This is a genomic window from Achromobacter colocynthidis, assembly GCF_057334535.1.
Genome location: NZ_JBHFIZ010000039.1, coordinates 259,795 through 275,002 on the forward strand (window position 1 = coordinate 259,795; position 15,208 = coordinate 275,002).

Consider the following 15,208-nt stretch of genomic DNA (forward strand, 5'->3'; position numbering starts at 1 on the left):
CCCCCCCCCCCCGCGGCGCCCTGGGCGCATCGGGCCATGAGCCGCGATGCGCTATATAGGAACGCCTGACTTGATCAACGGTATCGCTCCCTTCGTCTGGATTCTTCTGGGCGCCGTCGTCGTCCTGCTGCCCGGCCTCGTCATGCTGCTGAGCCGCGGTGGCCCGCGTGACGAACGCGGCCGCAAGATGTTCCAGTTTCGCCCGGTGCGCCGCCTGTTCGGCCTGATGCTGGTGTTGCTGGGATGTGTTTCCGGTCTGCTGGCCTTGTCGCTGGTGCAGTTTTACAAGCTGACCACGGACGAATCCGTGGCCCGGGTCGAGATCCGCCAGCAGGCAGAAGGCCAGTTCCAACTGACGACTACCGCGCCCGGCACGGGCCCCAAGCAATATGTGCTGTATGGCGACCAATGGCAGATAGATGCCCGGGTCGTGCGCTGGAAGCTGCCGGCGCTGATGGCGGGTGTGCCGCCCTTGTACCGCCTGGAGCGCTTGTCGGGCCGCCACAGCGACATCGCGCGGGAAGCCTCGGCCACGCGCTCCGTCCACGCGCTGGACGATTGGCCGGCGCCTGATCTCGGGTCCTTGAAGAAGACTTTCCCGAACTGGTTTCCCTTCGTCGATGTCCAATTCGGAAGCGCTGCCTACATGCCGATGTTCGACGGCGCGAAGTACCAGGTCTTCATGGACCCGCGCGGAGCCTTGTTCATCCGCCCAGATGGCGAAGCGACCGCAGAGGGGTTGAAGCGCCTGGGCTGGTAGCCCCCGTTGCCCCCCAAACGGCGCATCAAAAAAATAGGGACGCGCCACAAACTTGAAACTTTGACGCGCCGCAATAGTCGTATTAGCACTCCCTTTACTAGAGTGCTAACATCGAATCCATGTCGCTATCCCTTCGCTTTCCGGAGACCCCCGCTATGAAGCAACCCAGTACCTCGTTGGCCGCGTCTGGCAACGCTCTGGCGTTGGCCATTGCCAATCCGGGCGCACTTGGCACGATCGACGCGTATATTTCCACGGTCAACCGCTTGCCGGTTCTGTCGGCAGAACGTGAAACCGAGTTGGGCCGTCGCCTGCGCGACCAGGAAGACCTGGGTGCCGCGCGCGAATTGATTCTGTCGCACCTGCGCCTGGTGGTGTCGGTTGCGCGCCAGTACCTGGGCTATGGTTTGCCCCACGCCGACCTTATCCAGGAAGGCAATGTTGGCCTGATGAAAGCCGTGAAGCGCTTCGACCCCGAGCGCGGCGTGCGCCTGGTGTCGTTTGCCGTGCACTGGATCAAGGCCGAAATCCACGAATACATCATCCGCAACTGGCGTCTGGTCAAGGTGGCCACCACCAAGGCCCAGCGCAAGCTGTTCTTCAATCTGCGCAGCATGCGCCCCGACGGCCAAACGCTGGACCCCGACCAGGTCGATCACATCGCCCGCGAACTGAATGTGCGCCGCGAAGATGTCAGCGAAATGGAAGTGCGTATGTCCGGGCGCGACATGTCGCTGGAAAACCAGGATGACGATGACGACAGCTATGCGCCCATCGCCTACCTGTCCGACGACGGCCGCCAGGAACCCACGCGGGTGCTCGAACGCGCCGCGCGCGATCAGCTTCAAAGCACCGGCTTGACCGGCGCGCTGGATGCGCTGGATGCCCGTTCGCGCCGCATCGTCGAGGCGCGCTGGCTGCAGGATGACGGCGGCGCCACGCTGCATGAACTGGCGCAAGAGTTCGGCGTATCCGCCGAGCGCATCCGCCAGATCGAAGCCGCCGCGTTGAAGAAAATGCGCGGCAATCTGGCTTCCTGATGGGTTGACTGATTTGCTGGTAATGCCCGAGCGGGGCCGCGCAAGCGGCCCGTTTCTTTGCGCGGCGATTCCTTGCGGAGCTCCCTGCCAAAATGGGTGCCAATAAATTGATACAAATTCGCCGCTAAATTTCGTGCTCTTGCAGAAACTTAATAAAGAGTGCGCCGCCTAAATCATGTAGACCGCGAACTTTAGCTAGTTTGCAGTCTTGCCATCCGTCTCGGCTTCTCCTCTTTCCCCTCCCCTATGAGACGGATGCTTGCGGGGCACCACATATATTCGTATATCTGGTGCCCCGATTTTTATGCGGCTTGCGCGTCGTCCGGCGCCAGCGCCGTATGCCACAGCGCGTCCTGCACGCGGCGCACGCCCGTGGCCATTGATCCATCCTGATAGAGCTTGATCCAACGGTAGCCTGGCGCCAGGTTGTCGACCACATGCTTGCCGTCGCGAATGCTGAACTGAAAGCAGGTCGATGGCGTGGCCAGCATGCGCAGGTTATGGCGGCGGCGGTCGAATTCATGATGGACATGGCCCCACAACAGCACGCGCGCCTGCGGCCACCGCGTCAGGCGCTTGAACAGCGCCTGCGGGTTGTCGATCATCATCGAGTCGTGCCAATGGCTGTCGATCTGCATGGGGTTGTGGTGCATGGCGATCAGGGTGTGGCGGCCGGGCGCGGCGGCGAGCGCCGCCTCCAGCATGTCCAACTGGCTGTCGGGCAAGTGGCCGGCATTGGAACCGGGCACCGTGGTGTCCAGCGTCACGACGCGCCAGGCGCCCACATCCGTCACGGGCTCAGACCATTGCGGCAGTTCTTGCCGCATCACGGCCGGTTGGTCGTGGTTGCCGGGCAGGCATCGGATCTGCGCGCCCGACAGCACGCCGGCTTGGCCAAGAATGGCCGCAAAGCGCCGGTAGGCGGCGGCCTCGCCGTCTTGCGACAAGTCGCCGGTGGCCAGCAGCAGGTCGGGACGTTTGCCGTCGGCTTCGATCTGGCGCAGCACCGCGCGCAGGCTCGCGTCGGTATTGACGCCCAGCATCGCGGTGTCGGGTTCGCCGAACAAATGGCTGTCGGTCAACTGGACCAGCATGGCGGGCGCGTCGTGACGGCGGGCCAGAGAGTGGACGCGTGGCAAGTGCCGCTCCTGCGTAGTTTGTACGTTTGCACATTACCCAAAAAACAGGGCGCGGCGCGTATCAGCAGCGGCACCTAGGGTAACGAAACGTGCATTCTCTACGATTCCCTACAGTTTCCTGGCCTGCCTCACTGAAAAATGCCGCTATTCTTGTCGCACCTCTCAATGCTCGGGACGTGGCAATACCCATGGATGTAGGATTTCTCGTATTCGGCTTGGCCGGATTGCTCACACTGGTTTGCTTTATGCCGCCGCTGGCCGGCCGGCTCAAGCTGCCTTATTCGGTATTGCTGGCTATCGTCGGGTGTTTGCTCGGCATCATCATCCACGTCCATGGTTGGGCGCCCAGTTGGATCGCCGATTTTCTCGATTCACTGGAACGCTTTGAGATCTCGTCCGAAACCTTCCTGATGGTGTTCCTGCCGGTGCTGTTGTTCGAGACCGCGCTGGCCATGAACGTGCGCCGCCTGATAGACGACATCGGGCCGATCCTGATGATGGCGATTGTGGCTGTCGTGGTGTGTACCGTGGTGGTCGGGGTGACGCTGGACGCGATTTCGCCCTACGGCCTGGTGGTCTGCCTGTTGTTGGGCGCCATTGTGGCGACGACGGACCCGGTCGCCGTGGTGGGTATTTTTCGGGAAGTGGGCGCGCCCAAGCGGCTGACCACGCTGGTCGAAGGCGAAAGCCTGTTCAACGACGCCGCGTCCATCGCCCTGTATTCGGTGCTGCTGGCCGTGTTGAGCGGCCACGGCGAACTTACCGTCAGCGGCATCTTCAACGACTTTATCGTGCACTTCATCGGGGGCGGCATCGCGGGCTTTGCGATGGGGCGGCTGGCTTGCTTCCTGTTCGCCTGGCTGCGCGGTTTTCCCACGGCCGAGATCACGCTGACCTTGACGCTGGCTTACCTGTCCTTCTTTATCTCGGAACACTATCTGAACGTGTCGGGTGTGGTGGCCACCGTGATCGCGGGTCTGGTCGTGGGCTCCACCGGCCGCACGCGCATGTCGCCCACCACCTTCGAATACCTGGCCAGCGCCTGGGGGCAATTCGGCTTCTGGGCCAATTCCCTGATCTTCCTGTTCGCGGCAATGCTGATTCCCAAGCTGATGGCGGCCGCGGATTGGCAGGAACTGCTGTTGGTGGCCGTGGTGTTCGTCGCGACCCTGGTGGCGCGCGCCATCGTCGTCTTCGGGCTGTTGCCCCTGTTGGGGCTGACGCGCCTGGGCACCAAGGTCAGCAACCCGTACAAGGTGGTGATGCTGTGGGGCGGACTGCGCGGCGCCGTGTCGCTGGCGCTGGCGCTGGCCGTGACCGAGCAGACCGGCGTGCCGGAAGAGGCGCGCCAGTTCATCGCGGTGGCCACCACCAGCTATGTGCTTCTGACGCTGTTCATCAATGGCATCAGCCTGCGGCCCTTGATCCGGATGCTGGGCCTGAACCAACTGTCTTCCGTGGAACGCACCATCCGCAACCAGGCGCTGGCGGTGGCTTTGGAAGACCTGCAAGGCAAGACGGATGAAGTGGCCAAGACCGAACACATCGGCACCGAAGTGCGCGACCGTATTCGCGCCGTGTTCGACGCCAGCCTGACCAGCGTGCACGATGGTCAGCTCAGCCAGATGAGCGACGAGCAGCGCGTGGCCGTGGGCCTGGCCATCGTGGCGCAGCGCGAAGAGGAAATGTTCTTTGACATCCTGAAGGCGCAGATCGTGGACTGGCGCATGGCCGAGACGCTGCTGGCGCGCGCCGAGCGGCTGGAAGACGCCATCCGCCTGGGCGGCGTGCCGGGTTTTGAGCGCGCCATCGTGCAGGACGTGCGCTATTCCACCCCCTTCCGGCTGGCGTTGCGCATGCATTACGTGTTCGGCTTTCAAAGCTGGCTGGCGCGCGAATTGGGCCAGCGCTTCGCCAATCTGATGAGCAAGCGTTCCGTCGCGCAACGGCTGATTGTGTTTGCCCGGGAGCAGATCACGCCCCTGCTGGGCGAGGAGGCGACGCAGCGCATCGTGGCTTTGCACCAGCGTCGGCTGGATCTGGTCGAAAACGCCCTGCAGGCGCTGAACCTGCAATACCCGTCCTATGCGCTATGGCTGCAGGAAAGCTATCTGGGCCGTGTCGCGCGCGAACTCGAGCGCATCCGCTACCGCGACATGCTTGAGCAATTTTTGATCAGCGGCGAGGTCTATGCGGACCTGATGGCGCAGTTGAAGAGCCGCTGGGCGCATATCGACGCGCACCCGCCGCTGGATATTGAAATGAGCGCGGCCGAGCTGATCAAGCGCGTGCCGCTGTTCGAGGGGCTGTCGCCGGATTCGCTGCGCGCCATCAGCAAACTGCTCAAGCCGCGTCTGGCGCTGCCCGATCAGCGGGTCTTGACCCAGGGGCGGCATGGCGAGGAAATGTGCTTCGTGGCGTCGGGCGCCGTGGCGGTGCATCTGCCCGACAACACCTTGATCGAGCTCGGTAGCGGCGAATTCTTCGGCGAACTTGGCCTGTTGGGCGAACAGCAGATTACGCCCGAGGTGACCTCATTGGGCTACTGCAAGCTGTTGATGCTGTCATCGCGCGACTTCCATGCCCTGCTGGCGCGCGATGAGCATCTGCGCGAGCGTATCCAGGTGGTGGCCAAGCAGCGCCTGCGCGCCATCGAAGTGTGGAAGCAGTTCTCGCAGGCGTCGCACGCGGCGCCCGCCGCCACGCCCGCACCCGTCTCGGCCCCCAGCCCGGCGCAGGCGGCGGAAGCGGCCGAAGCGGCGGGCGTGACACGTGAACTGGAGGACGCCCGCAAGGACGAGGCCGCGGACGAAGTTCAGGAAAAATCCCGGGAAGAAACCCAGGACAAGACCCGGGACATGATTCAGAACAAGACCCGGGACAAGCCCCTGGACGGCGGAGCCGGCGGCTTGCAGGACGCGCCGGCGACCGATGCGCCGGGAATGGCGCCCCGCTGATTCAGATCTGGTCGGCGGCCTGGCGTTGCATGATGTCTTCGACGATCACCAGCGCCGCCTCCAGCGTGAATTCGCCTTCGGCGATCTGCCGCAGCACGGTCGCGACATCGACGGTGGCGATCTCCATGACTTCACCGTCACGGTTGGCGGGCCGCACGCCCGCCGCCAGCACGCAGGTGCTGGTCAGCACGTCTTCCACCTGATAGCCCTCCGGCAGCCGGCGATGAATGCGCAGGATGGTGCGCAAGGGCGTGCGGTTGGCCAGGTCGGGCGCGTCCAGGCCCGCTTCCTCGCCGCATTCGCGCACCAGCGCAAGTTCAAGGTCTTCGCCGCAGCCGGCCAGGCCGCCTACCAAGGTGTCCCACATACCGGGATCCGTCGACTTGCTGAGCGCGCGCCGCGCGACCCACATGCGTCCGTCCGGCGTCCAGGCGTTCAGGTGCACCGCGTGGGTCAGCAGGCCCAGGGGGCGGACCGCCGCGCGCTCGATGACGCCCAGCACGTCGTCGCCGTCCATCACGTCCAGCAGTTCATCGCGCCAGCCACGCAGGCAGTTGGCTTGACGCAACAGTTGCGCGGTATTTTCCAGCACGGCATTCAGTGCCGCGCCGGGTGTCAGGTGCGCGCCGATGTGCAGCGCGGCGTCGTCACAGATGACGCCGGGCGCATCGCGCAGTGCGTCGCAGGCGGCATGCGTGGCCCAGCCGCAGCGGCGGCCCGCTATATATAAAGCGTGCGCGCCGTCGGGGGCGGGTTCCTGCGCGCGTGCGCACAGGTCGGCATACAAATCGGGCAACTGCTTGGGCATCGTGGCGTGTCGTGATGAGGTTGCCGACGATTTTATGCCACACGGTTTGGGGCGCGCGTCAAGGGTTGAAGCTTGGGGCCGGCGCAGATGGGGGCGGGGCCCTTTTATTCAAGAGGCCTGTCTTACATCTATTTGCGTGTCCGCTATAATCCGCCAGTTTCTTTGTGATTTCGAGTGGGAACGCGGGGGCCGCTCTATCTCCCTGCTTAACCCTGCCATCTAATAATTGCGCGTAGTCCTGTTGAAGTGACACTCGTGCCACTAGGCGACAAGGGCCCTCGCGCCGTGTTTCGAGGTAAGCATGAAGAAGTGGAGAGGGATACTGGGGGCTTGTGCGATGCTGATTGGCAGCGTGGCCGGTGCTCAGGTGCAAGACATGCCCGGCGGCCCGAAGGTCAATCAGCTCAACCTGCATGAAGGTGTGACCGCGATTTCGCGCGACATCATGTGGCTGCACTGGCTGTTGCTCACGATCTGTATCGTGATCTTCATCGGTGTGTTCGGGGTGATGTTCTATTCCATCTGGGCGCACCGGAAGTCCCGCGGGCACAAGGCCGCGACGTTCCATGAGCATCTGGGCGTGGAAGTCGCCTGGACGGTCATCCCCTTCATCATCGTCATTGCCATGGCGTTGCCGGCCACCAAGACGGTCGTGGCCATGAAGGACACCTCAAGCGCCGACCTCACCATCAAGGTCACCGGCTATCAATGGAAGTGGGGCTACGAGTACCTCGACGGCTCCGCCGCCGGCGTCAAGTTCCTGTCCACGCTGTCCACGCCCCGCGCGCAGATCGAGAACCGCGAGCCCAAGGGCGAGTTCTATCTGATGGAAGTGGACAACCACATGGTTGTGCCGGTGGATAAAAAGGTCCGTGTCGTATTGACCGCGGCCGATGTCATCCACTCGTGGATGATTCCCGACTTCGGCGTCAAGCAGGATGCCATCCCCGGCTTCCTGCGCGATGCCTGGTTCCGTGCCGACACCCCGGGTATCTACCGTGGCCAGTGCGCGGAACTCTGTGGCAAAGACCACGCCTTCATGCCCATCGTTGTCGAAGTGCTGGCGCAAGCCGACTACGATAAGTGGGTTGAAGACCAAAAGAAGAAGATGGCGGCAAACGCCGACGATCCCAATAAAGAGTGGACGGAAGCCGAACTGGTTGCCCGTGGCGAAAAAGTCTTCGCTGCCAATTGCGTGGCCTGTCACCAGGCCAACGGCAAGGGCATTCCGGGCAGCTTCCCACCGCTTGACGGAGACAAGGTTGTGCTGGGCCCCCAAGCGGCTCAGATCAACACCGTGCTCAAGGGCAAGCCCGGCACCGCCATGGCGGCATTCGGCGGGCAGCTCAATGATGTCGAGATCGCAGCGGTCATCAGCTATACACGCCATGCCTGGAGCAATGCAGGCAAGGGGCAGGACCCGACGGTTCTACCGAAGGACGTTGCGGCTGCGCGTTAAGCGCGCCCCTCGCCCTACACCGATAGAACCGGTTCCGTTTAGTTAGAGATACCCTGCCGGTCCCGTGGATCGGGGCCGGCACTCAGCAGGAAGGAGTCCATCATGAGCAGCGTCACTGTAGACCACGTGTCGCCGGGCCACGGCCACGGTCACGATGACCACCACCACGCCATGCCCTCGGGCTGGCGCCGCTGGCTTTTCGCCACGAACCATAAAGACATCGGGACGATGTATCTCATCTTCTCGTTTGCCATGTTGCTGGAAGGCGGCACGCTTGCCTTGCTGCTGCGTACCGAATTGTTCGAGCCGGGCCTGCAATTCTTCCGCCCCGAACTGTTCAACCAGTTCACCACCATGCACGGCATCATCATGGTGTTCGGCGCCATCATGCCGGCCTTCGTGGGCTTTGCGAACTGGATGATCCCGATGCAGATCGGCGCGTCCGACATGGCGTTCGCGCGCATGAACAACTTCAGCTTCTGGCTGCTGCCGGTGGCCGCGATCATGCTGACGGCATCGTTCTTCGTGCCGGGCGGCGCTACCGCCGCGGGCTGGACGCTGTATGCGCCGCTGTCCTTGCAGATGGGTCCGGGCATGGACCTGGGCATTTTCGCGATGCACTTGATGGGCGCGTCCTCGATCATGGGCGCGATCAACATCATCGTGACCATCCTGAACATGCGCGCGCCCGGCCTCACGCTGATGAAGATGCCGCTGTTCTGCTGGACCTGGCTGATCACCGCCTTCCTGCTGCTGGCCGTGATGCCGGTGCTGGCCGCCGCCATCACCATGGTGCTGACCGACCGCCACTTCGGCACGGGCTTCTTCAACGCTGCCGCCGGCGGTGACCCGGTGCTGTACCAGCACGTGTTCTGGTTCTTCGGGCACCCCGAGGTCTACATCATGATCTTGCCGGCGTTCGGTATCGTGTCGGCCATCGTGCCCGCGTTCGCCCGCAAGAAGCTGTTCGGCTACGCCTCGATGGTGTACGCCACCGCGTCGATTGCCGTGCTGTCGTTCATTGTGTGGGCTCACCACATGTTCACGACGGGCATGCCGGTCACCGGGCAGCTTTACTTCATGTACGCCACCATGCTCATCTCCATCCCGACCGGGGTGAAGGTGTTCAACTGGGTTGCCACCATGTGGCGCGGCTCGATGACGTTCGAAACGCCGATGCTGTTCTCGATCGGCTTCATCTTCGTGTTCACCATGGGCGGCTTCACCGGCCTGATCCTGTCGGTGGCACCCATCGACATCCAGGTGCACGATACCTATTACGTGGTGGCGCACTTCCACTACGTGCTGGTGGCGGGTTCGCTGTTCGCGCTGTTCGCCGGCGCGTACTACTGGGTGCCGAAGTGGACGGGCCGCATGTACAGCGAAAAGTTGGGCAAGCTGCACTTCTGGTCCACGCTGATTTCGTTCAACGTCACCTTCTTCCCCATGCACTTCCTGGGGCTGGCCGGCATGCCGCGCCGCTACGCCGACTACGCCGCGCAGTTCACGACGTTCCACCAGATGGCCACCATTGGCGCGTTCTGGTTCGGCTTGTCGCAGCTGATCTTCCTGTGGGCGATCGTGCGCTGCTACATGGGCAAGGGCGAACCGGCGGCCGCCAAGCCGTGGGAAGGCGCCGAAGGGCTGGAATGGACGGTGCCTTCGCCCGCGCCGTTCCACACCTTCGAAACGCCGCCCGAAGTCAAATAAACCGTCTTCCACGTTTCAGGTAGCACAGCAATGACACCCGAGCAGCGCCGCCGTAACAAGATTGCAGGATGGGTCCTCGTGGCCTTCGTCATTGCCGTGTTTGGCTGGACCGTGTTTCGCGGTTCAGCCCTGCTGACCGGCAACGCGGTCAGCTAGGTCCAGGCCATGAGCGACGATCTGCACGAAACCTCCCGGCGCAAGCTGAGTTTCCTTCAGACCATGAAGGCGGTGGCTTGGGGGTTCTTCGGTGTGCGCAAGGGCGCGGGCCATCAGGAAGACATCGCCAAGCTGAACCCGGTGCACGTGATTGTGGCTGGGCTGCTGGCGGCGGCAATCTTCGTAACTGTGCTGGTTTTAATTGTGCGTTGGGCCGTTTCCAGCCTGACTTGAATCACTTAATTCTATAAATCTGTACCAGGGAGAAAGCCATGAGTGCAAGCCACTCGGTTCAAGGTAAAGAGGCACCGTACTACTTTGTGCCCGCCGACTCGGGTCATCCCGTACGCACGGCGGTGGCGCTGCTGTTCATGGGGCTGGGCGCCGCGGCCTGGATCAACGGGGTCGGCTGGGCCAAGTGGTCTGTCCTGGCGGGGTTCATCGGCCTGATCGTGGTGCTGTATTACTGGTTTGGCGACGCCATCCAGGAATCCGAAGCCGGCCTGAACAGCAAGCGCATCGACGGGTCCTACCGTTGGGGCATGAGCTGGTTCATCTTCTCGGAAGTGATGTTCTTCGCGGCGTTCTTTGGCGCGCTTTGGTACACGCGCACCGTCACTACGCCGTGGCTGGGCGACATGGACCACCGTCTGATGCTGTGGCCCGATTTCAAGGCCGCGTGGCCCAACTTCGGACCGGCCGGCGTGGTCGAGGAATTCCAGACGGTCGGCCCGTTCTGGCTGCCCACGATCAACACCGCGCTGCTGCTGTCCTCGGGCGTCACGTTGACCATCGCCCACCATGCGCTGCGCGAAAACCATCGCGGCAAGACGATGTTCTGGCTGGCCGCCACGGTCATCCTGGGCTTCATCTTCGTGGCCTGTCAGGCCGCGGAATACCACCACGCCTATACCGAACTGAACCTGAAGTTCAATTCGGGCGCGTACGGTTCGCTGTTCTACATGCTGACCGGGTTCCACGGGTTCCACGTGATCCTGGGCGCCACGATGTTGACGGTGATCCTGATACGCCTGATGCGGGGCCACTTTACCGCCGACCATCACTTCGGATTTGAAGGCGCGGCCTGGTATTGGCACTTTGTGGACGTGGTGTGGCTGGGGCTGTATTTGTTTGTGTATTGGTTCTGATGTTGAGTGATGGTGCTGATGTTGTGTGATGGGTTGCGCGCGTTCGGTGCCGGGGTATTGGCGGCGAATCAAGCGCGCTTCACCCATCCTACGTGGCGAGGTTGCAACAGCCGGACATCGTAGGATGGGTGAAGCGCGGGAACTCCTGCGCAAGAACCCTGTCGATAATCGCGCGCAACCCATCAAGCAGCGGTGAAGCGGTGCAAGCCCTCCAACGGAAGGTTGCGGTATGGCAAAGCTTGGTGATTGGGTGGCGTTGATGGGTTACGCGCGTTGGATATCGCGGTTCTTGCGGCGAATCTTGCGCGCTTCACCCATCCTACGTTGCCAGCGTCGTAGCCCCGGCCAAAGCCGTGGCCATAACCATGGCCACAGCCACCGTCACACCCATCACCGCAAACCCGTGCTTTCGATCCAGCCCATGTGATGGGCGAACAGCACGAACAGGAACAGGGCGACCGATAGCCCGATGCGTACCGTCAGCGCATTGACGGTGCGGTTGGTGGACCCTTTGTCCCGCATCAGATAGACCAGGGCGGATGCCAGACTGGCCAGGATTCCGATGAAGGCCAGTACGACGAAAACGCGCATGGTGGTCTCCGGACAAAACAGAGTTAGCAACGATACATGGCCCGACCGCATTCAACACGCTACACGGTAACCGCCCTACTTCTGCTTGGCATCGCCGTGGTGATTCTGGTGTCGCTTGGGCAGTGGCAGTTGCGTCGCAGCGATGAGCGACGCGCCATTCTGGACGCTATCGAAGCGGGCCGCAAGCAAGCGCCGGTGATGCTGACGCCCGCCACCCCTTCCGACGACTTGACGCCTTGGCGCGTGGCTCAGGCCACGGGCGTGTGGCAGCCGCAATTCAGTGTACTGCTGGACAACCGCAACCACGAAGGTCGGCCGGGCTACTGGCTGGCCACGCCGCTGCTGCTGGATGGGTCTTCGCGTCAGGCCGTACTGGTGCTGCGCGGCTGGTTGCCCCGGATCATGCCCGGCCAGGGCGAACCCGCATTGCCGGCTACGCCGCAAGGCCCGCAGACCGTCACCGGCGAAATGGCTGAACGTGTGCCGCGCATGTTTGAATTGTGGGCGCTTGGTGGGCAGGATCAATCGGCCCTGCCCGCCACGCTGCCGGTCGCGGACGGCAAGGTGCCGCAGGTTCAAAACTTGCCGCTGGATGCTTATGCGCGTGCGACAGGGCTGAACTTGCTGCCCGTCGTGTTGGCCCAGAGCGGCCAGACCAGCCCGAACGCTCAGAGTGCTCAAAGCAGCCCGAACAGCCAGGCCAGTCCGAACGCTCAGCCCAGCCAGACCGCTCAGACCAGCCAGGCCGACGGCGACGGCCTGGTGCGCGACTGGCCCCAGCCGTCCGTGGATTTTCAAAAGAATACGTCTTACGCGATCCAGTGGTTCGCGTTCGGCTTGATTGCCGCCATCGCATGGCTGGTGGTGCTGGGGGGCGCCATCAAGCGCATGCGCCAGCGCGCGGGACAAGGCCCCAGGGCCTGAGCGCGCATCAATGAATGACTCTTCCAGGATATAACGTGGCTCGCGACATCTCATCCCACACACCCGCACGCAAGCGCTCGTTGATGCCCATGCTGCTGGTGTTCCTGTGTTCGCTGGCGCCCATCGTGGCCGCCTTCGTGGTGTACATGAACCCGCAATGGTGGCCGGACGAGTCCAGCAATTACGGCACGCTGGTGTCGCCGCAGCGGCCCATGCCCGCCGCCAACGAACTGAAGCTGACGACCTTGGACGGCAAGCCGTTCGACCTGCAAAGCTTGAAGGGCAAGTGGTTGCTGGTGGCGGCCGATGGCGCGGAATGCCCGGAAAGCTGCGCTCGCAAGCTCTACATTACGCGCAACACGCACGCCAGCCAGGGCAAGAACGTGGACCGCCTGGCCCGCGTCTGGTTCATCACCGACGACGCGCCGGTGCCGCAGAAAGTGCTGGAGGCCTATCAAGGCACGGTCATGCTGCGCGTGAATCCGGACCAGCTCGCACATTACCTATTGGCCCGCGACACCGCCGCCGGGCAGCCGGGCTTGCAGGACCCGATCTGGGTGATCGACCCGCTGGGCAACCTGATGATGCAGTACCCTGCCCAGGCGGATGGCGTGAAGGTGCGCAAGGACATCAGCAAGCTGGTCTATAACTCGCGCATTGGTTAATTTTTGCCCGCGACAAGCACCCGCAGGGTGCGCAGCGTGGGGGCATTTTTTTCCGCCGGGCCGCCCCAAGGAAAAAAGCGGCCCCCTCGGGGGGCAGCAAGCACCCGTAGGGTGCGCAGCGTGGGGGCATTTTTTTCCGCCGGGCCGCCCCAAGGAAAAAAGCGGCCCCCTCGGGGGGCAGCAAGCACCCGTAGGGTGCGCAGCGTGGGGGCATTTTTTTCCGCCGGGCCGCCCCAAGGAAAAAAGCGGCCCCCTCGGGGGGCAGCAAGCACCCGTAGGGTGCGCAGCGTGGGGGCATTTTTTTCCGCCGGGCCGCCCCAAGGAAAAAAGCGGCCCCCTCGGGGGGCAGCAAGCACCCGTAGGGTGCGCAGCGTGGGGGCATTTTTTTCCGCCGGGCCGCCCCAAGGAAAAAAGCGGCCCCCTCGGGGGGCAGCAAGCACCCGTAGGGTGCGCAGCGTGGGGGCATTTTTTTCCGCCGGGCCGCCCCAAGGAAAAAAGCGGCCCCCTCGGGGGGCAGCAAGCACCCGTAGGGTGCGCAGCGTGGGGGCATTTTTTTCCGCCGGGCCGCCCCAAGGAAAAAAGCGGCCCCCTCGGGGGGCAGCAAGCACCCGTAGGGTGCGCAGCGTGGGGGCATTTTTTTCCGCCGGGCCGCCCCAAGGAAAAAAGCGGCCCCCTCGGGGGGCAGCAAGCACCCGTAGGGTGCGCAGCGTGGGGGCATTTTTTTCCGCCGGGCCGCCCCAAGTAAAAAAGCGGCCCCCTCGGGGGGCAGCAAGCACCTGCAGGGTGTGCGGCGTGGGGGCATTTTTTATGGTTGATATGGAACGCATCAAAGCGCGTTATCGCAAGCTCGTCTTCTTCACCTGGTTCCTGACGCTGGACCTGATCATGTTCGGCGCCTTCGTGCGCCTGACGGATTCCGGCCTGGGATGCCCGGATTGGCCCGGCTGCTACGGCAGCGTCACGCCCTTGGGCGCGCAGGGCGACATCCATCAAGCGTCGCAGGCCATGCCCTTTGGACCCGTGACGATGTCCAAGGCCTGGATCGAAATGATCCATCGCTACGTCGGCACCATCCTGGGCATGCTCATCATCGGCATCGTCTACATGGCATGGCGCTATCGCCGCGAACTGGGCCGCTCGCCCGCGCTGGCCGTCACGACGCTGGTCGCCGTGTGCGTGCAAGGCGCCTTCGGCGCGTGGGCCGTCACGCACAAGCTGATGCCCGCCGTGGTGACGGCCCACCTGGTGTTCGGGCTGTCGGTGCTGGCGCTGATGACGTGGCTATCGGCCCGCGAACGTCCGCACCTGGCGATTGCCGCCGCAGCGGCGCGCTGGAAGCCCTGGGTGGCGGTGGGCTTTGGCCTGCTGCTGGTGCAGGTGACGCTGGGCGGCTGGGTCAGCACCAACTACGCCGCGCTGGCCTGCATGGACTTTCCCATGTGCCACGGCCAGTGGGTGCCTGATATGGACTTTCACGGCGGCTATTCGGTGATCCGTGGCCTGGGTGAACTGCCATCGGGCGAAATGATCTCGCAGCCCGCGCTGACCGCCATCCACTGGGTACATCGTAATTTTGCCTTTGTCGTATTCCTGTACCTGGGAACCTTGGCCTGGCGGCTGCGGGCCGAACCGGGCTTGCGCGGCCCGGCAACGTTGATGCTGGCCCTGCTGGCCGCGCAACTGTTCACCGGCCTGACGACCATCTTCTTCCAGTGGCCGCTCTTGATCGCGGTGCTGCACAACGGGGGCGCCGCCGGCCTGACCTTGGCCGCCGTGGTGCTGATGGTGCGATTGTCCACGGCGGGAAGCGCGCCGACCGGGGGCAGTGGCCCCAATTCGGTGCGCGTTTAA

At 63.4% G+C, this 15,208-nt stretch carries 14 protein-coding genes; 11 read left to right on the forward strand and 3 right to left on the reverse strand.

Going from position 1 to position 15,208, the window contains the following annotated elements; translation table 11 throughout:
* The first annotated feature begins 70 nt into the window (after positions 1–70).
* Both ACE04A_RS27725 and rpoH read left to right on the forward strand, forming a co-directional pair.
* Positions 71–760 (forward strand): mediator of RNA polymerase II transcription subunit 7, encoded by a 690-nt coding sequence (locus ACE04A_RS27725; RefSeq protein WP_259252681.1) that lies wholly within the window; start codon positions 71–73, stop codon positions 758–760.
* Between the two features lie 155 nt (positions 761–915).
* Positions 916–1,800 carry an RNA polymerase sigma factor RpoH gene (rpoH, locus tag ACE04A_RS27730; protein WP_100853511.1) on the forward strand — a complete coding sequence of 295 codons (885 nt, stop codon included), beginning with the start codon at positions 916–918 and terminating at the stop codon, positions 1,798–1,800.
* Positions 1,801–2,102: 302 nt separating this feature from the next.
* Here the strand turns inward: rpoH and ACE04A_RS27735 are convergent, their stop codons facing one another.
* The gene (locus tag ACE04A_RS27735; protein WP_485820814.1) at positions 2,103–2,894 is read right to left on the reverse strand and encodes a phosphodiesterase; all 792 of its coding nucleotides are present in this window, start codon (positions 2,892–2,894) and stop codon (positions 2,103–2,105) included.
* A gap of 233 nt (positions 2,895–3,127) precedes the next feature.
* Between ACE04A_RS27735 and ACE04A_RS27740 the strand changes: the two genes are divergently transcribed.
* A complete protein-coding gene (locus ACE04A_RS27740) occupies positions 3,128–5,896 on the forward strand; it encodes a cation:proton antiporter (protein ID WP_485820730.1) in 2,769 nt (922 codons plus the stop codon).
* A 1-nt stretch (position 5,897) separates the two neighbouring features.
* Here the strand turns inward: ACE04A_RS27740 and ACE04A_RS27745 are convergent, their stop codons facing one another.
* Positions 5,898–6,704, reverse strand: coding sequence for an NUDIX hydrolase (locus ACE04A_RS27745; protein WP_438859863.1), 807 nt, complete (start codon positions 6,702–6,704; stop codon positions 5,898–5,900).
* A gap of 301 nt (positions 6,705–7,005) precedes the next feature.
* On the opposite strand from ACE04A_RS27745, the gene coxB reads away from it, so the two are divergent.
* The 5 genes from coxB (at position 7,006) to ACE04A_RS27770 (ending at position 11,177) form a co-directional block, all read left to right on the forward strand.
* Positions 7,006–8,163 (forward strand): cytochrome c oxidase subunit II, encoded by a 1,158-nt coding sequence (coxB, locus tag ACE04A_RS27750; protein ID WP_100853508.1) that lies wholly within the window; start codon positions 7,006–7,008, stop codon positions 8,161–8,163.
* Positions 8,164–8,265: 102 nt separating this feature from the next.
* Positions 8,266–9,873 (forward strand): cytochrome c oxidase subunit I, encoded by a 1,608-nt coding sequence (gene ctaD, locus ACE04A_RS27755; protein ID WP_259252687.1) that lies wholly within the window; start codon positions 8,266–8,268, stop codon positions 9,871–9,873.
* Between the two features lie 30 nt (positions 9,874–9,903).
* Positions 9,904–10,029, forward strand: coding sequence for a cytochrome oxidase small assembly protein (locus ACE04A_RS27760; protein ID WP_230694699.1), 126 nt, complete (start codon positions 9,904–9,906; stop codon positions 10,027–10,029).
* A 9-nt stretch (positions 10,030–10,038) separates the two neighbouring features.
* Positions 10,039–10,263 (forward strand): DUF2970 domain-containing protein, encoded by a 225-nt coding sequence (locus ACE04A_RS27765; RefSeq protein ID WP_100853506.1) that lies wholly within the window; start codon positions 10,039–10,041, stop codon positions 10,261–10,263.
* 38 nt (positions 10,264–10,301) lie between these two features.
* On the forward strand, positions 10,302–11,177 hold the full coding sequence (locus ACE04A_RS27770; protein WP_485812088.1) for a cytochrome c oxidase subunit 3: 876 nt from the start codon (positions 10,302–10,304) through the stop codon (positions 11,175–11,177).
* Between the two features lie 390 nt (positions 11,178–11,567).
* On the opposite strand, the gene ACE04A_RS27775 is transcribed toward ACE04A_RS27770, so the two are convergent.
* Entirely contained in the window at positions 11,568–11,768 is a 201-nt protein-coding gene (locus ACE04A_RS27775) for a twin transmembrane helix small protein (protein WP_006392373.1), read from the reverse strand.
* Positions 11,769–11,804: 36 nt separating this feature from the next.
* Here ACE04A_RS27775 and ACE04A_RS27780 point away from each other — a divergent pair, with 36 nt between their 5' ends.
* The 3 genes from ACE04A_RS27780 (at position 11,805) to ACE04A_RS27790 (ending at position 15,208) form a co-directional block, all read left to right on the forward strand.
* Entirely contained in the window at positions 11,805–12,692 is an 888-nt protein-coding gene (locus ACE04A_RS27780) for an SURF1 family protein (protein ID WP_448716850.1), read from the forward strand.
* Positions 12,693–12,706: 14 nt separating this feature from the next.
* Positions 12,707–13,357, forward strand: coding sequence for an SCO family protein (locus tag ACE04A_RS27785; RefSeq protein ID WP_514132875.1), 651 nt, complete (start codon positions 12,707–12,709; stop codon positions 13,355–13,357).
* Between the two features lie 816 nt (positions 13,358–14,173).
* Positions 14,174–15,208, forward strand: coding sequence for a COX15/CtaA family protein (locus ACE04A_RS27790; RefSeq protein WP_448716851.1), 1,035 nt, complete (start codon positions 14,174–14,176; stop codon positions 15,206–15,208).